General features: G+C 47.3%; 17 protein-coding genes. 9 read left to right on the top strand and 8 right to left on the bottom strand.

The window, feature by feature from the left end; all coding sequences use genetic code 11:
* The first annotated feature begins 49 nt into the window (after window positions 1–49).
* On the top strand, window positions 50–1,471 hold the full coding sequence (locus F4V51_RS15855) for a family 43 glycosylhydrolase (RefSeq protein ID WP_153978754.1): 1,422 nt from the start codon (window positions 50–52) through the stop codon (window positions 1,469–1,471).
* A gap of 87 nt (window positions 1,472–1,558) precedes the next feature.
* Here the strand turns inward: F4V51_RS15855 and F4V51_RS15850 are convergent, their stop codons facing one another.
* Window positions 1,559–2,473 (bottom strand): helix-turn-helix domain-containing protein, encoded by a 915-nt coding sequence (locus F4V51_RS15850; RefSeq protein ID WP_153978753.1) that lies wholly within the window; start codon window positions 2,471–2,473, stop codon window positions 1,559–1,561.
* 169 nt (window positions 2,474–2,642) lie between these two features.
* Between F4V51_RS15850 and F4V51_RS15845 the strand changes: the two genes are divergently transcribed.
* The 8 genes from F4V51_RS15845 (at window position 2,643) to F4V51_RS15810 (ending at window position 13,842) form a co-directional block, all read left to right on the top strand.
* Window positions 2,643–3,518 carry a fumarylacetoacetate hydrolase family protein gene (locus tag F4V51_RS15845; protein ID WP_127536986.1) on the top strand — a complete coding sequence of 292 codons (876 nt, stop codon included), beginning with the start codon at window positions 2,643–2,645 and terminating at the stop codon, window positions 3,516–3,518.
* Window positions 3,519–3,539: 21 nt separating this feature from the next.
* On the top strand, window positions 3,540–5,006 hold the full coding sequence (gene gucD / locus F4V51_RS15840; protein ID WP_153978752.1) for an alpha-ketoglutaric semialdehyde dehydrogenase GucD: 1,467 nt from the start codon (window positions 3,540–3,542) through the stop codon (window positions 5,004–5,006).
* Window positions 5,007–5,022: 16 nt separating this feature from the next.
* Entirely contained in the window at window positions 5,023–6,996 is a 1,974-nt protein-coding gene (locus F4V51_RS15835) for a YjhG/YagF family D-xylonate dehydratase (RefSeq protein ID WP_153978751.1), read from the top strand.
* Between the two features lie 58 nt (window positions 6,997–7,054).
* Window positions 7,055–8,644: a glycoside hydrolase family 43 protein gene (locus F4V51_RS15830; protein ID WP_153978750.1), complete on the top strand. Its 1,590-nt coding sequence runs from the start codon at window positions 7,055–7,057 to the stop codon at window positions 8,642–8,644.
* A gap of 370 nt (window positions 8,645–9,014) precedes the next feature.
* The gene (locus F4V51_RS15825) at window positions 9,015–10,688 is read left to right on the top strand and encodes a glucuronoarabinoxylan endo-1,4-beta-xylanase XynC (protein WP_153980724.1); all 1,674 of its coding nucleotides are present in this window, start codon (window positions 9,015–9,017) and stop codon (window positions 10,686–10,688) included.
* A 137-nt stretch (window positions 10,689–10,825) separates the two neighbouring features.
* On the top strand, window positions 10,826–11,476 hold the full coding sequence (locus F4V51_RS15820) for a hypothetical protein (RefSeq protein ID WP_153978749.1): 651 nt from the start codon (window positions 10,826–10,828) through the stop codon (window positions 11,474–11,476).
* A 143-nt stretch (window positions 11,477–11,619) separates the two neighbouring features.
* Entirely contained in the window at window positions 11,620–13,359 is a 1,740-nt protein-coding gene (locus tag F4V51_RS15815; protein WP_153978748.1) for an ABC transporter ATP-binding protein, read from the top strand.
* Window positions 13,360–13,419: 60 nt separating this feature from the next.
* Window positions 13,420–13,842 carry a DUF3237 family protein gene (locus F4V51_RS15810; RefSeq protein WP_153978747.1) on the top strand — a complete coding sequence of 141 codons (423 nt, stop codon included), beginning with the start codon at window positions 13,420–13,422 and terminating at the stop codon, window positions 13,840–13,842.
* A gap of 148 nt (window positions 13,843–13,990) precedes the next feature.
* Here F4V51_RS15810 and F4V51_RS15805 read toward each other — a convergent pair whose 3' ends face one another.
* From F4V51_RS15805 to F4V51_RS15775, 7 genes are all read right to left on the bottom strand, one after another.
* Complete coding sequence (locus tag F4V51_RS15805) at window positions 13,991–14,377, bottom strand: RidA family protein (protein WP_153978746.1); 387 nt, start codon at window positions 14,375–14,377, stop codon at window positions 13,991–13,993.
* A gap of 19 nt (window positions 14,378–14,396) precedes the next feature.
* Window positions 14,397–15,773, bottom strand: a complete 1,377-nt coding sequence (locus F4V51_RS15800) for an amidase (RefSeq protein ID WP_153978745.1) — start codon at window positions 15,771–15,773, stop codon at window positions 14,397–14,399.
* Window positions 15,770–15,955, bottom strand: coding sequence for a hypothetical protein (locus F4V51_RS15795; RefSeq protein ID WP_153978744.1), 186 nt, complete (start codon window positions 15,953–15,955; stop codon window positions 15,770–15,772). The genes F4V51_RS15800 and F4V51_RS15795 overlap by 4 nt, the downstream gene beginning before the upstream one ends.
* Before the next feature lie 11 nt (window positions 15,956–15,966).
* A complete protein-coding gene (locus F4V51_RS15790; protein ID WP_153978743.1) occupies window positions 15,967–16,992 on the bottom strand; it encodes an ABC transporter substrate-binding protein in 1,026 nt (341 codons plus the stop codon).
* Window positions 16,993–17,025: 33 nt separating this feature from the next.
* Entirely contained in the window at window positions 17,026–17,898 is an 873-nt protein-coding gene (locus F4V51_RS15785) for an ABC transporter permease (RefSeq protein WP_153978742.1), read from the bottom strand.
* Window positions 17,898–18,674 (bottom strand): ABC transporter ATP-binding protein, encoded by a 777-nt coding sequence (locus F4V51_RS15780; protein WP_153978741.1) that lies wholly within the window; start codon window positions 18,672–18,674, stop codon window positions 17,898–17,900. Before F4V51_RS15780 ends, F4V51_RS15785 begins: the two co-directional genes overlap by 1 nt.
* Window positions 18,675–18,896: 222 nt before the next feature.
* Window positions 18,897–20,576, bottom strand: a complete 1,680-nt coding sequence (locus tag F4V51_RS15775; protein ID WP_162009945.1) for a PucR family transcriptional regulator — start codon at window positions 20,574–20,576, stop codon at window positions 18,897–18,899.
* Window positions 20,577–20,858 lie beyond the last annotated feature (282 nt).

The raw sequence follows: 20,858 nt of genomic DNA, 5'->3' as shown, positions 1-20,858 counted from the left end.
CGTTTTTGATTCATATTGCTTAATTATTTTGACGAGGAGTGTAGCTTTTATGAAAAAACAGGGGTTAAATCCATATCTTCCATCCTGGGAGTACGTCCCTGATGGTGAACCTTATGTATTTGAGGATAGAGTTTATGTGTACGGTTCGCATGACCGGTTTAACGGACATGTCTTCTGTCTAAACGACTACGTATGTTGGTCCGCGCCTGTGGACGACCTCGGGAATTGGCGCAATGAAGGTGTAATCTACCAAAAGGCAGATGATCCGCTTAACCCGGACGGCAGTATGTGCCTTTACGCCCCAGACGTTACGCTTGGTCCTGATGGACGATATTATCTATATTATGTGCTGGATAAAGTGCCAGTTGTTTCAGTGGCTGTATGCGATACTCCTGCAGGCAAGTTTGAATTCTACGGATACGTGAAATATACAGATGGCACTCGCCTGGGGGAAAGAGAAGGGGACGAGCCCCAATTCGATCCAGGCGTGCTGACCGAAGGAGAGCGTACGTATCTATATACCGGATTCTGTGGGCACGGAGATCGATCGAGACACGGTGCGATGGCGACGGTGCTTGGACCGGACATGCTTACGATTGTGGATGAGCCCGTATTCATAGCGCCGAGTCAGCCATACAGCGAAGGCAGCGGATTCGAAGGACATGAATTTTTCGAGGCTCCTTCCATCCGGAAAAGAGGGGATACCTACTACTTGGTTTACTCCTCCATTGTCATGCACGAATTATGTTATGCGACCAGTCAATTTCCTAACAAAGAGTTTGAATATCAGGGTGTAATCATAAGCAACTGCGATCTACATATTGATTCCTATAAACCAGCTGACAAGCCGATGTATTATGGCGGTAACAATCACGGCAGCATTGTTGAGATCAAGGGAGACTGGTACATATTCTATCACCGCCATACCAATGGGGACGCATTTAACCGTCAGGGCTGCATTGAACGCATCTCTTTTGACGAGCATGGAATGATATCTCAGGTAGAAATGACTTCCTGCGGCGTGAATGGAGGCCCACTTGTAGGAAAAGGGGAATATCCCGCATACATTGCATGTAATCTTTTCGCAAAAGATGATCAAATGTATACCGGTGGTTTTGGAGGAGGCGCTTGGCTGGACAGCCGTTTTCCGAAGATTACCCAGGATGGACGAGACGGTGATGAAGAGGTCGGATATATTGCCAATATGGTGGATTCAGCCACAGCAGGATTTAAGTATTTCAATTGTGATGGGATTCGCCAGGTCACGGTAAAGGTCCGGGGATATTGCAATGGAGAATTTGAGATTAAAACCGCATGGGACGGTCCTGTTCTGGGAACAATCCCGGTACATTTTACAAATGAATGGAAAAAATATACGGCGGACATTACCGTTCCAGACGGCAGGCAGGCTTTGTATTTGACTTACAGGGGAGCAGGAGGCGCGAGCCTGGCTTCTTTTACATTAGCATAACGGCTAACTCAGATTGAAACACCGCTTAGACACAGCGAAGCAGCTGCTGGTAACCCGGCAGCTGCTTATTTCATGTGGAAAAGGATTTCAATCACCGAGATGCTCCGCTGCAGCAGTCCGCTGGGAATGGATGCGAAATTCGCTTGGCGTGATGCCCGTCCATCGCTTGAATTGACGGCTGAAATGCGCATTGGTCTTGTATCCAAGCATCATCGCAATATGGTCAATGTTCAGGTCTGTTTGTTTTAACAGCCGCTGGGCTTCGTTCAGAAGGGTTTCTGATAAAAACTTGCGCGGGGCTGTACCATATACCTCTCGAAAGATCCGGTTGATCTGTGAAGGGCTAATGTTCAGCGACTTCGCGATGTCTTGGATCCAAGTTCGTTCGCTCTCCCGAACGTCACCATGAAGGTGGATATATCTTACGGAGTCCTCAATGTGCTCGGCAATTTGGTGGGCGATGGTTTCTTTTCTCGATAAGGTAACGGATGCGTTCTGAGATAACTGGCCAACCAGGGAACCGAGCAGTTCGAATACGGCGGCATGGACTTTCATCTGTTTGGAGGAAGACAACGGCATGGATAAGTGTTCTGTAGCCAGATCGTACAACGTACAGAGTGAAGAGGACAGTCCCGAAGCCAGGCTCGAATCTGCCGGGTAATAAATGTCCTTGCAGCGGTTGAGTTCTCTGCAGAAGGAGGTATCGTGTACGCTGAAATGAACGGAAAAGTATGTGAAACCCTGCGGTCCGGCACCTGTGCAGGAGTGAGTCATACCCGGACGGATAAACAGAAGGTCTCCAATCGATTGACTGTACGACTGACCGTTGACCACCATGTTCATCTCACCGTCGAGCATCCAGTGAATTTCATACATGGAATGTTCATGAGAAGGATACGTCCAATTGGAATCTACTTGTCTTGCATGCAGTCCGAGCAATTGAAAAGACATGCGAACATCGGGCAGACGGCCTAAATATACGGCTTCTGAAAGTTTGGTCACAGCTACCTCCTCGTAACGCTCTGTATTCCAAATACGATTAGATTTATTTTAACAGAAAAATAATGCGTGAAAAGGGTAAGTCGTCGGAGTGATAAGTACATCGTCATGAAACATCGCTGGTGCTATGGTAATGTTATCAACCCGGTAGGGAGATAGGGGGCAAGCTGGAATGAGAATTATTCGATTTTTGGATGGACAACAGAAGTGGTTGGCAGCCGTTACGGATGATGAACAAGCGTATCGTTTGCCGCAAGCAGATTTTATGACTTTAATCTATCAGGCGAGGGAGAAGGGTGTTACTCCGGTTCAATGGATTGAAAGCGCTCTTAAACCGGTAAACAAGCTCACCGATGATTGGACTTCTCTGCACCTGATCACACCAGTAGATGCACCGGAAGTGTGGGCAGCAGGTGTGACATATCAGCGGAGCCGGGAAGCGCGGAATTATGAAGCTACGGATGGAAAGTTGGATGCGGAAACCTTCTACGATAAGGTCTATGATGCAGAGAGACCGGAGATCTTCTTTAAATCCACTGCAGCCCGGACTGTCGGGCCGAATGAGGCTGTCACGCTGCGCAGCGATTCTACTTGGCAGATCCCGGAGCCTGAGCTGGGACTGGTGCTTGCCGCGGATGGCAGCATTGTGGGATACATCGCCGGGAATGACATGAGCTGCCGCGATATCGAGGGGGAAAACCCGTTGTATCTGCCACAAGCCAAAATATGGCGCAATTCCTGTTCCATAGGTCCGGCTATTCGACTAGCGGAAACGGTGAAGAATCCCTATGAATTCAGCATCGTCTGCCAGATCTATCGGGATGAATCAATGGTTGTTAAAAGTGAAGCGAGTACGAGTGAATTAAACCGCAAGCTGGATGAACTGGTTTCCTTTTTGGCAAGGGATAACGATTTGTATGACGGTACAGTACTTTTGACAGGCACCAGCATCGTGCCTCCGAATGATTTCACCCTTGAACCAGGAGACCGCATTGAAATATCCATAAGTGATATCGGGACACTGATCAATCCTGTCATTTCAAACTAGTTTAGAAGGAGGATGAATGCGATGAGCGCATTTCAGTTAGAGCAGACCTATAACAATTTTATTAACGGGGAATGGGTAGAACCAACGTCCGGAAAGACGGAACCGAGCATTAATCCGGCAAATCGCAAAGAAATCGTGGGTTATGTGCCAGCCTCGGGTGTAGAGGACCTGAACAATGCAGTGGCAGCGGCAAAAGAAGCGGCGAAGTCCTGGCGGAACTTAACGGGTGCGGAACGGGGGAATTATCTTTTTCAAGCTGCTAATGTGCTGGAGCGCCGGGCCGACGAGGTGGCGGAAGCCATGACCAGAGAAATGGGGAAGACATTCCCGGAAGCCAAGGGAGAAACGATGCGCGGCGTCGCCATTTTGAGATATTACGCAGGGGAAGGCATGCGAAAAACGGGTGATGTGATTCCCTCCACAGATCGGGAGGCACTAATGTTCACGACCCGTGTGCCGCTTGGCGTCGTAGGTGTCATTGCACCTTGGAACTTCCCGGTGGCTATTCCCATCTGGAAAACGGCACCGGCCCTGATCTATGGCAACACCGTTGTATTGAAGCCAGCTCAGGAAACGGCGGTTACGGCAGCCAAGGTTTTGGAATGCTTCGAGGAAGCCGGCATCCCGTCTGGTGTTCTCAATCTCGTGAGCGGAAAAGGCTCGGTAATCGGTTCTGCACTTGCTGAGCACCCCGATGTAAACGGAATAACGTTCACAGGTTCCAATGAAGTCGGGAAGCGAGTTGGCGCCGCAGCACTTGCTCGTGGAGCCAAGTATCAGCTTGAAATGGGTGGCAAAAACCCGATTATCATTGCGGCAGACGCTGATTTGGATTTGGCTGTTGAGGCCACCATCAGCGGCGGCTTGAAATCAACTGGCCAAAAATGCACGGCCACCAGCAAGGTCATTATTGAACGAAAAGTATATGATGCCTTTAAAGAAAAGCTGCTGTCACAAATCCAGGAAATCCGTCTTGGGGACGGCATGTCTTCCGGAAGCTGGATGGGTCCATGTGCGAGTGAAGGCCAGCTGAATACCGTGCTTGGTTACATTCAAAAAGGACTGGATGAAGGTGCCGAACTGCTCGCTGGAGGAAAAAGACCGGACAATCCTGAGCTCGCAGAAGGATTTTATGTACAGCCGACGGTTTTTGAAGGTGTTGAACCACACATGTCCATTGCCCGGGAAGAAATATTCGGCCCGGTCCTGGCCTTGATTCCGGTGGATTCCTTGGAAGAGGCCATCGCGTCGGCAAATGACAGCGATTATGGCTTGAGTGCTTCAATCTATACACAAAACGTCGGGGCCATGCTGTCCTTCATCCGGGATATGGATGCCGGACTCGTACGAATTAATGCGGAAACTGCCGGCGTAGAGCTGCAGGCACCGTTCGGTGGAATGAAGATGTCAAGCTCGCATTCCAGAGAACAGGGACAAGCGGCCATCGAGTTTTTTACGGCGATCAAAACAGTCTTTGTGAAGTCATAAACTGTGGGAGGCTACCATGTACGAACAGATAATGTCGATTATGGGGGAGAAGGAGTCAAGCAGCTATGATATTATTGCGCATGCTCCAGGAGCAACAGGACGTCTGCCTTTAACCGATGATTTGCTGCGGAATGCTCCAAGCGGCGACTTGTTCGGCATGTCCCAGAATGTCGGAATGGGCTGGAAGCCTGGAGAATTGAATGGGAAACAGTTTCTGATCTTAAGTACGCAGGGTGGTATCCGCAATGAAGATGGCAGTCCCGCAGCTCTTGGCTACCATACGGGACACTGGGAAGTCGGGTTGCTGATGAAAGCTGCCGCGGAAGAAATCTCGAGCCACGGAGGAATCCCGTTTGCTGGCTATGTCAGCGACCCTTGCGACGGCAGGTCTCAAGGAACAACAGGCATGTTCGACTCACTGCCGTACCGGAACGATGCCGCGATGGTATTCCGCAGATTGATTCGATCCCTCCCCACGCGAAAAGGCGTGCTCGGCGTTGCAACTTGTGATAAGGGATTGCCCGCCATGATGCTCGCACTTGCAGGTATGCCGCAGCTGCCAGGAGTTATTGTTCCCGGCGGGGTTACGCTTCCGCCTACTGATGGGGAGGATGCAGGTAAAATTCAAACCATTGGTGCAAGGTACGCAAATGGAGAGCTCTCTCTTGAAATGGCATCGGAGCTAGGATGTCGGGCCTGCGCTACACCCGGCGGCGGCTGTCAGTTTCTAGGGACCGCGGCAACCGCCCAGGTGGTAGCAGAGGCAATGGGCATGACGGTGCCGCATGCCGCTCTGGCACCTTCAGGGCAGCCCATCTGGTTCGAGATGGCGCGCCAATCTTCGCGTGCACTGATCAACATGGAGTCCCAAGGCATCAAGATGGCAGACATTGTTACAGATGCGTCCATTCGCAATGCCATGGTCGTTCATGCCGCGTTCGGCGGATCTACCAATCTGCTTCTTCACATCCCGGCTGCTGCCCATGCATCGGGTTTAACTGTGCCAACGGTACAGGACTGGATACAGGTGAACAAGAACGTTCCAAGACTGGTTAGTGCTCTGCCGAATGGACCGATCTTCCATCCGACCATACGGGTTTTTCAGGCCGGAGGTGTTCCAGAGGTCATGCTTCACCTTAGACAGCTTGGCCTGCTGGATGAATCTGTACTTACAGTAACAGGTGCGTCACTGGGTGAAGTGCTGGACTGGTGGGAATCGTCAGAACGTCGCCATCTCATACGCAAGCAATTGGAAGAGAAGGACGGGATTGATCCGGACAGTGTGATCATGAGCTTAGAGCACTCGCAGCGTCTTGGAATTTCTTCGACCGTGACCTTTCCAACCGGGAATATCGCGCCAGAAGGCTCTGTCATCAAATCCACATCGATTGATCCTGATGTGCTGGATGAACATGGCGTGTATCGGCATCGTGGCCGGGCCAAGGTATTTACAACTGAACGTGAGGCAATCCGTGCCATTAAGACTGGCGGGGTTATGGCAGGCGACGTTGTTGTACTGCTTGGCCGCGGGCCTTCAGGAACCGGGATGGAGGAAACGTATCAGCTTACCTCTGCACTCAAGCATTTGTCTTTTGGGAAATATGTATCGCTCATCACCGATGCTCGCTTCTCGGGAGTTTCAACCGGAGCATGTATTGGCCATGTTGGGCCCGAAGCGCTGGCAGGAGGGCCCATTGGCAAACTCCGGAACGGCGACTTGATTGACATCGTTGTGGATCGGGGCAAGCTGGAGGGCAGCGTAAACTTCATTGGAGAAGGAGATACGGAGTTTTCGCCCGAAGAAGGAGCTTTCATTCTGGCTCAAAGGACCTTTCATCCAGATATGCGTCCTGATGAAAATTTGCCGGATGATACCAGGCTTTGGGCTGCGCTGCAAGCTGTCAGCGGCGGAACATGGAGAGGGAATATATATGATGTAGACCGGATCATAACTGCCCTGGAAGCCGGCAAAAAAGCGCTGGCATGGTGATGCATTCTTATCATTTGTTGTATCTGCCATTATTTTAATACCGGAGGTTGCTTCTATAATGAATATGATTACCAACCCCATTCTTCCCGGTTTCCATCCCGATCCGTCCATATGCAGGGCGGGGGAAGATTATTATATCGCTACTTCCACCTTCGAATGGTTCCCGGGTGTACGAATTCACCATTCCCGGGACCTGATTCATTGGCGGCCGATAACTTCTCCGCTGACCCGCAGCACTCAGTTGAACATGGAAGGAAATATCAATTCCGGAGGGGTATGGGCGCCATGCCTTAGTTACGACAATGGTGTATTTTACCTGATCTACACAGATGTCAAAAGCCGTATAGGGGCTTTCAAAGATACTCACAATTACCTTGTGACCGCAACAGATATTGAAGGACCATGGTCCGAACCGGTTTTTCTGAACAGCAGCGGCTTCGATCCTTCCTTGTTTCACGATGAAGATGGTCGCAAGTGGCTGGTTAACATGATCTGGGATCATCGGAAGGGCAAAAATCGATTTGCAGGCATCGTACTGCAGGAATACTCTGTTGAGGACCAAAAGCTGATCGGATCTGCCGTTAACATTTTTAAGGGAACAGAACTGGGGCTGACAGAAGCGCCTCATCTACATAAATACAAAGACTATTATTACTTGATTACGGCTGAAGGCGGTACGGGTTATGAACATGCCGTTACGGTTGCCCGCTCTCGTTCCCTGCAAGGCCCTTATGAGGTGGACCCTGCTAATCCAATTCTCACTTCATACGGCAGACCGGATTTAGATCTGCAGAAGGCTGGTCACGGCAGTCTGGTCGAAACTCACACGGGTGAATGGTATATGGCTCATCTGGTCGGAAGGCCAGTTCATGAGAAATTTTGCATCCTGGGACGTGAGACTGCTCTTCAACCGTGTACCTGGAGCGATGAAGGCTGGCTGAAGCTTTCAAACGGTGGTCGGTATCCGGAGGTTTCGGTGCCTGCACCGAAAATCTCGTCGGTTCCATTTGAACCGGTACCGGAAATGGACCATTTCGATCAATCAGAGCTCCGGAACGATTGGAATACCCTCCGAATTCCACCCGATCCATCTTGGCTCAGCCTGACGGAACGTCCAGGTTACTTGCGCTTGCGCGGGATGGAGTCCATGAGCTCGACACACAGACAAAGCATGGTCGCCCGGAGGCTTCAGGATTTCAGGTGTGAAGCTGAAACTTGCCTGGAATTTGCCCCGGACCATCCACAGCAAATGGCAGGGCTAATACTGTACTATGATACCAAAGACTATCTCTATTTACGGGTCACCTATCATGAAGAGAAGGGAACGTGCTTGGGAATTCTTCAGTCGAGATACGGATTATACGATGAACTGTTGGAGGATATTCCATTGAAATCAGTGAGTCGGATTCGGTTGAAGGTGGTGTATGAGTACGACCGTGCCTGCTTTTACTATGCATGCGATGATGACCCATCCTGGTATCCTGCAGGTGGATGGTTGGATGTCACACATCTGTCCGATGAATCTCCGGAATACATCCGGTTTACAGGAACTTATATTGGTCTCTGTGTGCAGGATCTTGGCGGTACCCGCAAGCATGCTGATTTTGATTACTTTTTATATAAGAAAACAAACAACGAAACGACATAAATGGACGATTCAATGCTGAATTAAGACCTTTGTAGTAAACAGTTGGAGAACCAATCTTGAGGTTGTATATTACTTTAACAGATGACTCCTGTATACTTCAGGGGTCATTTTTTGTAGCTTTGACATCTGCCAAGATGCTGACCTGATGATTTACTAAATCTTTAACTTATGCCGCAAGAAATATCCTATAATTTGTCAGGTTTTAGCTGAATGAATAATATAGTAAGATTTACAAATAAAATCTATTTTTTGTTTTTGATGTGAAAGGGGTTGGTACGTAAATTTCTATTTGCTGCTGGACAAGTTGATTTTCTTGTATCCGCTTTCAATTTACAATAATTTGAGGAAGGTGAAGATATTGAAATTTAAGATGAATTTAAAAAAATCGGTTCATGTCCTGTTGGCCTGTTTAACAGCCCTGCCTCTCATGTTAACGCCGACACACGTATCAGCAGCAAGTGATGCCAACATTAATTTGTCCTCCGAAAAACAGCTTATCAAGGGGTTTGGAGGTATTAACCACCCAGCCTGGATTGGCGACTTGACGGCAGCTCAGCGTGAAACCGCCTTTGGCAACGGAGCGAACCAGCTGGGTTTTTCCATACTAAGAATCTATGTCGATGAAAATCCAAACAACTGGTACAGGGAGGTGGCTACTGCCAAAAGAGCCATAGAGCAAGGTGCCATCGTATTCGCTTCTCCCTGGAATCCACCAAGCGACATGGTCGAAACCTTCAATCGGAACGGGGATACGAACGCCAAACGATTGAGATACGACAAATATGCTGCGTACGCGCAGCATCTGAACGACTTTGTCAGTTATATGAAAAATAACGGTGTGGATCTGTATGCCATTTCGGTACAAAATGAGCCGGATTATGCCCATGAATGGACCTGGTGGACTCCGCAGGAGATCCTTCGTTTCATGAAAGAGAATGCAGGATCCATTCAGAATACCAAAGTCATGGCACCTGAATCGTTCCAGTATTTGAAAAACATGTCTGACCCGATTCTGAATGATCCTCAGGCACTCGCCAATATGGACATTCTGGGAGCTCATACGTACGGGACACAGTTCAAAGATTTCGCATACCCGCTCTTTAAGCAAAAGGGAGCCGGCAAAGAACTGTGGATGACCGAAGTGTATTACCCGAACAGCGATAACAACTCGTCGGACCGTTGGCCTGAGGCATTGGACGTATCTTACCATATGCATAATGCCATGGTTGAAGGGGATTTCCAGGCTTATGTTTGGTGGTACATTCGGAGACAATATGGCCCAATGAATGAGGATGGAAGCATTAGCAAACGAGGATATAATATGGCCCACTTCTCCAAATTCGTGCGGCCAGGCTATTACCGAGTCGATGCAACCAAAAATCCGGATACCAATACTTTCGTTTCAGCCTATAAAGGCGATAATAAGGCGGTCATTGTGGCGATTAATCGTGGCACCTCGGCTGTAAGCCAAAAATTTGTCCTGCAGAATGGTAACGCTTCCACTGTATCCTCTTGGGTTACGGATAGCAGCCGAAACCTGGCAAGTGGAGCACCGATTACGGTGTCAGGTGGAGCCTTCACAGCACAATTGCCAGCCCAAAGCGTAACAACGTTTGTAGCCAACATTACCGGTGGTAGTGTCACTCCAGGCAGCGGAACCACGTACGAGGCGGAAACGGGCACTACACTTACCGATGCCGTTATCGAGACTCTCTACCCGGGATACACTGGGACCGGATACGTGAACTTTAATGCGTATACAGGTTCGGCCATTCAATGGAATGCCATCAATAACACGATAACAGGTACCAAAAACGTGAAATTTCGTTACGCCCAGGAAAGCGGAACGCGTAATCTCGACATTTTCGTTAACGGAACCAAAGTCATCAGCAACGAACCTTTCCCGGCGACAGGCAGCTGGTCGACCTGGAGTGAAAAAACCATTCAGGTCCCCATGAACGCTGGAACGAATACGATTAAAGTGGTCACAACCGGTACAGAAGGGCCAAATATTGATAACATCAATGTCACTGCAGTCCAATAAGTGTACCGTTATAACAATGTAGAGAATAATTAGCCAAGCCCCCGTCCTGCTTTTGAACCGCTAATCGGTTCCTGGGATGGGGGTTACTCATGATGTTGAAGCTGCGTGCTTACTACCTTACAAGGAGAGTGTAGACTTTGGAAATGAGGAATGAAGAGGGAGAAGTGTTAGCCATTGTAAATATCGATTCATTTCAAGAGGAGAATACCATTGATCGCATTGTTCGCCAATTAAAACCTGGGATGGGAAAAGGGATATATCTAGCCGCTGATAAAAAAATCAGTCAGCAAACAAATTACGGAGCAGTGAACTGGTCGGGAGGTGTTACAGAGTTAATGGCAAGACTATCACCATGGGAGCCCGTAATTCCTGCCGATGCTAATGTGATGGATATTCAGGTTTATTATGGATTTGACAATCTGACAGAGGAAGAAATCGATGAAATGGCTAGGGAGAGTTCAGAAACCGGCAAAGACGTTGTGAGAGATCTGAAACCAAATGATACGTTCGTTGGTGTCAGTTTATTATATTGTAAAGATGAAACGCTATTTCAATTCCGGATTTTCGGAACAACGAAAAGTCGTATTCAGGTACCTGATATAGAGAAACAAACGATTGAGAAGTTAACAATTCGTTCCAACGAAGCCGTTTACATCGGAGACAATGAATCACAGAGATTGATTTGGGCGGAGGTAGGACCGACTAGGGGCAAGGCATTACAGTATGAAGTCGTGGCTGAAGATAGCAGCCGTGATTGGCTAATTTCTATTACGGAGTCTTTGAGCTAAGGAAGAAAGGAGATCATTAGCCCGATTCTAAGACCTCTTATGAAGCAAGCCAGTATTGTTTGTTTTAATAGAAGGTTTTACTAAGATTTAAAGTGACTTTTGCATCATTATAAGGCAGCAATCCACCAATAGGGGGCTAGCCTATGAATCCAACTCGGACAGAGATTATTGAGATATTGTTTAAAAGTAAAAGAACGATTTTTTTAATTTTATTGTTCAATATCTCAGCTTCAGTAGTCTCCATCGCTCAACCGCTCCTTTTTAAAGATTTATTTGACAGTATCCTACTAGGAAAGCAAATCGGGAAGGCTGCACTCTATATTGTGCTGCTTATGCTCATTCCCATTGTATTTGCCGCTTTGAACGGCGTTACCTCATATTATAACAATGAGTTGGGGAATCATTTATCCAAGAACCTTCGCCTCCGCCTGTTTTCTCAATTACTGCAGACCCGACCAAGAAATGTGGATAGGATCGGAAGGGGAGAAGTTATTAACCGGATTACCTCACAAGTGGGGGTATTATGTGAAATTTATGTGGTAGACACCATCATGTCGATCGTATCAAATGGCATATTGTTAATCGCTACTTTGTGGATTATGCTCTCTATGAGTGTTGAACTAACGTTAGTTGCAATGATTTCATTTCCTGTGTTTATGTATGGCTTCAAGCGTTTCAGAAACAAGACGGAGAGGCTGGATAAGCATTATTATGACATTTTGGAAAAGGGAATACGTTATTTGAATGATCTTTTTCACAATCTAAAAGCGGTACATATGTCTAACGGGCATCAGGCGGAGAAAAAGAGGTGGAGCAACTGGAATGACGAAGCCTGGAAGGTTTCAAAGCAGTCCAGGGTTTTCCATCATATGATCATAAACCTTGTTGCTGACACGGTTATTTCTTTGGTTACAGGTATCATTTATGGCTATAGTCTGTACCTGATTCTGAACGGTCAAATTTCACCAGGTACGTTGCTGGCATTTATTGTTATACTTCCAAGGTTATATGGCATATTCAAGACGCTTTTTACGTTAAATATCGATATGAGCCGTATGAAAGTGATCGTGGATAACTTAAATGAAATAATTGAATTAGAAAAGACCAAATCAGGAGCTGAAGTTCCGGATTATACCCGAATCCCGCGCCTTCAGTTGAGAAATGTATCGTATCGTTATGCCACCGAGGACTCCTTCGGTATTTCCAACTTCAATTTGAATATTGAACCAGGAGATTTCGTCGGTATTGTTGGATTAAGTGGCTCAGGGAAATCTACTATCTTTGAACTTATCCACAGGTACATAGAGCCAGATGAAGGGGAGATCTTACTGGACGGAGTCTCAATTAAAGAACTGGATATACATGAATTAAGAAAATATGTTGGCTACTCTCCGCAAAAGGGATGGCTGTGGAACAAGTCTATTATAGAAAACATTATTTATCCGCTGGAAAAAGAAGAAATGGATGAAGAATCTTGGTTCAGGTTTAATAGTGCTGTTGAAATGGCTCATGTTCAATCATTTGTTCAAGCCATGCCTGAGCAATATGACAAGAAGGTGGAGAGCCACGGAGACAATCTTTCTGGTGGAGAAATCCAACGAATTTTATTAGCCAGGGCATTCATGAATGAATCTCGAATCCTGATGCTGGATGAGTACACCTCTGCTCTGGATGCTATGACGGAGAGTGACTTGAATGATACCTTGTTGAACCTGAAGGGGAAGCAAACGATATTGGTCATAGCACACCGACTCTCCACCGTAAAGAATGCTGATTACATCCTGGTGATTGAAAAGGGACGAATTGTAGAGCAAGGCAGCCCGATTGATTTGCAGCTTCAAAAGGGGGTTTATTACAAGATGGTGGAGAAACAGAAATTATAATTTATGCTCATTAACGATTAAATTGTAGATGACTCTATACTTAAAAAGCAGGTGAATTTCATGGCATGGGAAAAAGTATTCACGGTACATGTTGCAATAGGGGATACTACGGATCTCTCCAACAATAATGATGGCGACTCCGTAGTCATGATTTCTTTTGGTGGCCATGTCACAGGAAAATATTTCGAAGGTGACATTCTTCCTGGAGGGGTAGATACTCAAATTATTGGCCCGAATGGCGGTCGGCATAGCTTATCTGCAAGATACATGCTTCAAGGTAAGGATTATACAGGGGAAGCTTGTAAAATGTATATCGAGAATAATGGAATGTTCGATGAGAAACTGGAGAATGTATTGTTTCGAACCTCTCCTAAAATCATCACGAACAGCGAAGCGCTGTCCTATTTGAACAATGATAAACTAATGGGCGAAGGCATACCTTCGAATACTGGAATAGATATTCATATCTATAGAAACGTATAGCTTAGATGAGCGCCAAACTGAATTTTCGTAATATCGTGAAAGGGACGAACCAGCTTAGAACACTGCTTCGTCCCTTTTTAAAGCCTTCTTTATTTTTTCTTTTCCTTAATAGAATTCTGAAGATTTCGAGGCATCTCTAGGCATTATACTACTCATCCCGCACCGAAGGGGCGTACGCCAACACTTCCATCTCAATCAAGTAAGGGCCTAATCCGCTGAATACGGTAATACGGGCAGGATAGGGCTCTTTCATCATTCGCTTGTATACTTCGTTGTATTCGGCCTGATCTTCTACTCGCGCCAGATGAGTGGTTGCCTTAACGATATGATCGAGTGTGAGGCCCGCTTCCTGGAGGATAACTTCTATATTGCGAATGCACTGTTCCGTCTGCTCCTTAATGCCGCCAATTGGATCAAGCGTCTGCGGATCAACGCCTACCTGACCTGCGACGTAGACAAAATCTCCTGCGCGGACAGCGTGTGAGAAGGGGAGCGGGAATTGAGGTGCTGCGCTTGTGTGTATGATGGTAGACATCGTAGCGATCAATCCTTTCCTAGTGGGAGTTTAGGCTTGGCGTTGCGAGATGCCATTCCGTAGCTTGCTGATAATGATGAGCGATGGACAACAAACGGTCTTCTCTCATGTGTGGGCCAGAGAGCTGCATGCCGATAGGCAGGTGCTTCCCGGAGGTTGAATCAAATCCGATAGGAACGGTGATGGACGGTAGACCGGTATTGGTAAAGGGTCCGTTAAAGATCGGGCTGCCTGTCTTGTAGCCATAGGGAGCCACATACGGAGTTGATGGCGTTAATAGAACATCGACCTCATCGAAAAGCATCATCATCTCGCTGCGGAATAACGTTCGGATGCGTTGTGCCTGCAAATAATCAACGGCACTCGTCTGGTAGCCGAGCTCAAGCTGCTCCCGCATCGTAGGTCCGTAACGATCAGCTGCTTCTGCGTAGCGTTCCTGATGAAAGGCGGCAGCTTCTGCCCGCATCACCGTACGGTGAGCAGCAAAAGTCTCTTCCATATAAGGAGGCAGATCAACCTTCTTCGTGTGCATGCCCATCTTCTCAAGTACAGCTATTGCCGACTCAACGGCTAGCATGATCGCCGGTTCATCTGTGTGAAAAAAGCTGCTTGGCAAACCGATAACCATTCCTGAAATAGGATGCATAAGAGTGCTTGTTAAATCTGGCTTGCTGTGGGGCAGCGAGAAGGGGTCCATCTCATCTTGTCCGGCTAAGGCTTCAAGAACAATTGCATTATCTTGTGCCGATCGAGTGAAGGCGCCCACATGGTCAAGGCTCCAACTTGCTGTTATGACACCGTTACGGCTAACCCTGCCATAGGTGGGTTTCATACAGGTTAACCCGTTGTAAGATGCGGGTCTAAGCAGAGAGCCGAAGGTCTGAGTTCCGAGTGTGAAGGAAGCCATACCAGCCGCTACTGCAGCAGCGGAGCCGGAGCTGGAACCGCCCGGGGTATGTTCCACATTCCATGGATTGCGAGTTGGCGGCTCTCCCCCCTGAAAGGCATATTCTGTCGTTGTGGTCTTGCCGAGTAAGATAGCGCCAGCCGTCTGTAATTTATCAATCACCGTTGCATTGGTCTCAGGTATGAAGTCTGGATAAGTGCTTGATCCAGCCGAGGTGCGTATGCCAGCAGTATGGATAATGTCCTTGGCTCCGTATGGGATGCCATGCAGTGGACCGAGATAATCGCCATTCATCAGCTTGTGTTCCGATTCTTTTGCGGCCTGCAAGGCTTGCTCAGCAGTAATAGTAACAAAGGCTTGCACAGCAGGCTCCATCTCTTCAATCCGTTTCAAATAGGACTGTGTGAGCTCGACAGGAGATATCATCTTGTTCTTAATCAGTTCAGCCGCTTCGGTGATCGACAGCTCGTTAAGTGGTTTCGTTATCATCGCAGAGGCACTCTCCTGTAAGGGGGATTGGGTCCTGTTTCTTCAGGCAGCTTGAAGCTGCGAATCAATTCCAAGTCTGCTGTGAATAGGGCAAGCTCCTCGCTCGTAATAACTCCATTCGCATATTTGGCGTTTTCAGTACATTGGTGGGTGAGATAGTCGTCCTGATTCAGAATAATCAACCTTTCTCTCTCTATTTGGTGAAGCTTGCATCGATAATATCCTCGTAAGCGAGGCCTTCCTTCAGATTGCCAATGAAGCGCTGCATACCGATCGCGGCCTCAAAGGCTGATTCATTGATATGCCCGTCAGCGGGGTATACCTTACTGTCAATCATGCGTTGTACGGCTTGCTCCACGACTTTCTTGTCCAGATTCGGGAATTCCTTCACCGCGACTGCCTTGGCACCCTCAGGATTCGAGTGAATGTAGTCCAATGCTTGCTCTATAGAGGTGACGAAGCGCTGGGTGAGATCCGGATTTTTCTCCATGAAGCTTGTGGTTGTGTTCATTGTTGCAAAAGCAAAGTCAGGATAATCCTTCGTAAAATCATGGACAATGTGCAGTCCCTCAGCAATTCCTTGATCAAGCTGAGGCTCATAAACGAATGCAATGTCAGCTTTGCCGGCTAATACGGCACCAAGTTCGGAGCCATTCTGAACCTCCGTGATCGTGACATCCTTGTCGATATCAATGTTATTGTCTTCGAACAGCTTTCGCATTAAGCTGTTGGAACTTGTGGGTGCCAAGCCGACAACGATGGTTTTGCCTTTAAAGTCCTCTGGCGAGCTCACGGATACACCTTCACGCGCAACCGCCCATACAGGAGCGCTGCCCGATAGAAGGACCAGTGAGCGAGCATCTCCACCTTTTGCATTAGCGAATGCGACATGCTCAGGACCATGAAAGGAGAAGGCAGATTCGCCTGAAATGACCGAAGACAAGGCAGTTGGCCCACTTCCGGCAGCGCGGATCGAGGATAGCTCAATACGATTCTGCTCTAGGAATCCTTGATTGTTTGCTACATACAGTGGAAGGTAGAGCAGGTTGTGATACACCTCGGAAACCATGATCGTATCCACTTTGGTATCTTCTTGCCCTCCGCTCGCCATAGTGTCTGTTCCATTTACAGACTTCGCATTGCTTCCACATGCACTGAGTAGTGCAGTCAATAAAAGGGTCATCGTTGATAGAATAGCTATCTTTTTGAAAATACGCATTGGTCATCAGGCTCCTTTTATGGTGTAAGTTGTTTATACGGAGGTGGACTTGCTGCTGTTTTTATTGTCATTCCATGGAAGGAGGCGTGACTCGATATAACTGACACAGGTGTAGAGCAGCATGGCAACCAGCATAAGCATGAACACACCGACCCACACAGCCGGAAGGTTGAACAGGTTGCCTTCGACAAATACCATATGGCCGAGGCCTTTGTCTGAAGAAATGAATTCTCCGCCAACGACAGACACGAGTGCCAATCCAATATTGATACGGAAGGCGGAGATAATCCATGGCAGAGAGGAGGGAATAATAATTTTGCGGAAAATTTGTGATTTCTTCGCTCCGAAGGATTTCATGAGATTAATCTGGGACTCATCAATTTGGTGAGTCGCTTGGTAAGCGGATAACAGCGCTACAATAAACGTTGCCACAGAGGCAAGAACAATCTTGGAAAAGATGCCTGAACCGAACCAGATGATAATCATGGGAGCTAGAGCAATCTTCGGGATGCCGTTCAGCGCTACAATAAACGGATCAAGCACCCTGGCGACGGTCTTGGAGTACCACATGAGTAGTCCTGCCAAAGAGCCAAATAGACTTCCCGCCACAAATCCGATAATGGTAGCATTAACCGTGGCTAGAACATCTGTAAAAAGTTGACCTGAGCTGAACATGGTGATAGCCGCATCAAGAATGGCACTCGGCGATCCCATCAGGAAACCGTTTATCAGCTTAAGGTGGACTGCTGCTTCCCATATCACCAGGATGATTGAAACAATAATGAACCGCCATATCATCGTCATCGTCCATTCTTTGGTGAAAGGCGATTGTTTGCGTTTGGTTTTATTTTTCGCAACCCCAGTATGGTCCTTCGTTAGGGACATTTCAGGTGATGTACTCTTCATTAGCTGATCCTCCCCATTTGAATATCGAGCTCCGACCAGATTGATTCAAAATACTGCTTGAACTTGGGGTCGGAACGGGCTTTTAGTGCTGAACCGTACTGCGAAGCGAGACCGATGTCATACACTTGCTTCACTGTTGTGGGTCTTTTGCTCATGACAGCGATGCGGTCGGAGATGGCGATCGCTTCCTCGATGTCATGAGTGATAAGAACTCCGGTCTTGCCTTCGGATTTCAGGATAGATAAGATTTCGTCTTCCAGAATGAGTCTGGTCTGATAATCCAGTGCGGAGAAGGGCTCATCCAGTAATATAATATCCGGCTGGGTAACGAGAGTACGTATAAGGGCTACACGCTGGCGCATTCCCCCGGACAATGTGGAGGGATAGGCACCGGCGAATGAAGCCAGGCCGTAACGATCCAGATAATCCATGGCAATACCGTCGCGATCCTTTTTGGGCATGCCTTTCACTTCCAAGCCTAGCGTGACATTGTCCAGAATGCTCCTCCAAGGAAGCAGAAGATCTTTTTGCATCATATAGCCGACATGTCCGGTTGTCTGATCGATCTCTTGACCGCAGACGATAACCTTGCCGTTCGTTGGCTGGAGCAGACCCGCAATAATATTGAAAATGGTGCTCTTGCCGCATCCGCTCGGCCCAACGATACTGAAGAACTCCTGCTTCTTAATTTGCATTGAAACCTCAGCCAGTACCTGAATATCTTCTCCGTTTGCATTGACGAATGATTTGGAGACGCTTTGTATTTGAATAGCCATAATGGGCAGCCCCTTTCCTCCAGCGTTGATGAATGATTCTTTTTTTGTGTTAGTTAATATAACATCATTGGATGTATTCTTATCATAAAGATTGTCGAATCAATTGTCATTAGTCATGTTAAACATAAAAATAGAATTAAATCAGTTAAAATGCACAGAGAGTGAACAGTGAAATGAGAAAAACAAAAATAAACGTGTCATTATAAATGACACGCTATCCATTCAAAATGTATGGGGAGCTTCGTTAGGGGATGGGTTAGCATTCAACACTGATTCAAGTGCAAAGGCGAGGCGAAAGCGCAGACTTTCCATCGGGTCCTTAATGTTCCTGCCGGTCAGTTTCTCACATTTCTCCAGCCTATAGATAACCGTATTGCGATGGACGTACAACTCTTTGGCTGTATCGCCGATTTGGCAATGATTCTCATAGAAGGAGGACAAGGTTTTCATAAGTTCACTGCGTTCGTTTGAATCCCGTCCGGCGAAGGGTTTGAAGGTTTCTTGATGAAACTGGAGAATCTCATCATAAGGAATCATGCGCAGCAACCGGCTTATATCCATGGTTTGATAGGAATGAACGAAGCGGGTCTTTTTCAGCTGATAGCCGGATTGGAGTGCCTTAACTGCCTCTTTATAGGAGAGTCCGATATCCAATACGTTTGTGTAGGGGTTGCCTATTCCGAATGAAACGCTGAGCTGCGAATCCGTATACAGATTACTCGCTAATTTCTCAAGCTGCTGGACAACCGTTTGTTCATCCCAAGACGACTCACCCAAAAAAACGAGAATGCCGAACTGATCGTTCTTCGTAAACATGACGAAGGTGAGATTCAGTCTGGCGAACGCCTGTTTAATCAGCTCATAATAAGCGTCTCGTTCCGAGATGTATCGCTCTTCCTTGATAGGAGCAAGGTTCGGATTAGGCCTGGCCGCTAGAGATTCGTCCATCTTGGCAAGGATGAGAACCGAACTCTCTTGTGCCTTCAGTCCGTATTTTTTGCCGCGATGGAGCGCCTCTTGTTCAGAACGAAAGAAACCCTGAATGAGATCGGAGAAATATTCATTCTTGTACCGGCGTGAACGCTCCTTGACCGCCTGTTTCTTGGTTAATTCGAGACCGATGACATTAACGGCTTGCTCTAACGCCAGACTGGAGAGCTTCGAGGCTGCAGAGCTGTCGTACAGCGCAATCAAATAGCCCTCGTGCCGGTCGGTGAAGATGGGATGCAGCTCGATATGCCTATATTTATCGGTATTAAGCAGGCAGATAGAGGAAGCAATCTGGAAGGAAGGGTACTCATGTATAAATGTCAGTATAGGCTCAGCGAGAGAATAGGGATCTATATGTTGTGCATGATGGGAGATTGCCGTAATCTGCTTCTTCGAATCCAGAAGCAATACAGGTGAAGATAACAGCTGGGACAACGTATCGACAATAGATGGAATGCCTTTTCCTTGCATAACCATCGTGGAAAATTGCTTGTGAATAGACAAGGCGTAGTGGAGCTCATGAGTTTTGTTTTGAAGGATGGAGCTGATCGAATGCTGGAATATTTCACCGAGTGTATTGTCGATTTCGGACAGTTCGATAATCGGGAACCCCAGCTTGTCGGCTGTCTCGAGCAGTTGCGGAGATAATTCAAAAGAGAAGCGCTGTGTCTTGATCGCAAGTGCCGCACATCCAATCGCATGCATATCCGTAATGAATGCAAGATGAGCATCGGGGCGGTCTTTCAGTATATAGCCGTTCGTAAGCAGCATATCTCCTGGTTTCAGGAATTGTACAATGTCTGGTGCATCCATAATGTTAATGGATTGTACCAAGCGATTGAGGCCGTGATGCCCGGCGATAACTTTTGCTTTGGATAGAATGGGGATAGTCAATAAATGCTGGAGATCCATCTTCAATCCACTCGCTTTCGTAATGGTAATGTTATAAAAGCTAACATATGTTTGGGTCATCGTAAAGAAAATTTAGATTATCAAAACTTATACTTGACTCAAAAGCACAATGGTGGGTATTATTTCCATACGTCAGTGAGTAGGAGAATGGATGATGTATATTTTAGAATTAAAACAACGTCATCATCATGGAGAGCGTTAATCTGTTCCTTGAAAAAAGAGGGATGGGTTAACGCTATTCGCGCTTCCCATCCTGCGATATACAACGCGCAGGACTTCGGT

This window comes from Paenibacillus xylanilyticus (genome assembly GCF_009664365.1).
GTDB classification, from domain to species: domain Bacteria; phylum Bacillota; class Bacilli; order Paenibacillales; family Paenibacillaceae; genus Paenibacillus; species Paenibacillus xylanilyticus_A.
The sequence above is the reverse complement of the archived record's forward strand: the minus strand, read 5'-3'. Positions and strand labels throughout refer to the sequence as shown.

What these genes read in the sequence shown, in the direction of transcription:
- F4V51_RS15800 (WP_153978745.1), bottom strand. Translation starts at nt 15,773, where the DNA reads ATGATAACGAAACCACTTAACGAGCTGTCGATCACCGAAGCGGCTGAA.
- F4V51_RS15805 (WP_153978746.1), bottom strand. Translation starts at nt 14,377, where the DNA reads ATGTCTACCATCATACACACAAGCGCAGCACCTCAATTCCCGCTCCCC.
- F4V51_RS15785 (WP_153978742.1), bottom strand. Translation starts at nt 17,898, where the DNA reads ATGAAGAGTACATCACCTGAAATGTCCCTAACGAAGGACCATACTGGG.
- F4V51_RS15825 (WP_153980724.1), top strand. Translation starts at nt 9,015, where the DNA reads ATGAATTTAAAAAAATCGGTTCATGTCCTGTTGGCCTGTTTAACAGCC.
- F4V51_RS15845 (WP_127536986.1), top strand. Translation starts at nt 2,643, where the DNA reads ATGAGAATTATTCGATTTTTGGATGGACAACAGAAGTGGTTGGCAGCC.
- F4V51_RS15780 (WP_153978741.1), bottom strand. Translation starts at nt 18,674, where the DNA reads ATGGCTATTCAAATACAAAGCGTCTCCAAATCATTCGTCAATGCAAAC.
- F4V51_RS15835 (WP_153978751.1), top strand. Translation starts at nt 5,023, where the DNA reads ATGTACGAACAGATAATGTCGATTATGGGGGAGAAGGAGTCAAGCAGC.
- F4V51_RS15855 (WP_153978754.1), top strand. Translation starts at nt 50, where the DNA reads ATGAAAAAACAGGGGTTAAATCCATATCTTCCATCCTGGGAGTACGTC.
- F4V51_RS15810 (WP_153978747.1), top strand. Translation starts at nt 13,420, where the DNA reads ATGGCATGGGAAAAAGTATTCACGGTACATGTTGCAATAGGGGATACT.
- gucD (WP_153978752.1), top strand. Translation starts at nt 3,540, where the DNA reads ATGAGCGCATTTCAGTTAGAGCAGACCTATAACAATTTTATTAACGGG.
- F4V51_RS15790 (WP_153978743.1), bottom strand. Translation starts at nt 16,992, where the DNA reads ATGCGTATTTTCAAAAAGATAGCTATTCTATCAACGATGACCCTTTTA.
- F4V51_RS15815 (WP_153978748.1), top strand. Translation starts at nt 11,620, where the DNA reads ATGAATCCAACTCGGACAGAGATTATTGAGATATTGTTTAAAAGTAAA.
- F4V51_RS15775 (WP_162009945.1), bottom strand. Translation starts at nt 20,576, where the DNA reads ATGGATCTCCAGCATTTATTGACTATCCCCATTCTATCCAAAGCAAAA.
- F4V51_RS15830 (WP_153978750.1), top strand. Translation starts at nt 7,055, where the DNA reads ATGAATATGATTACCAACCCCATTCTTCCCGGTTTCCATCCCGATCCG.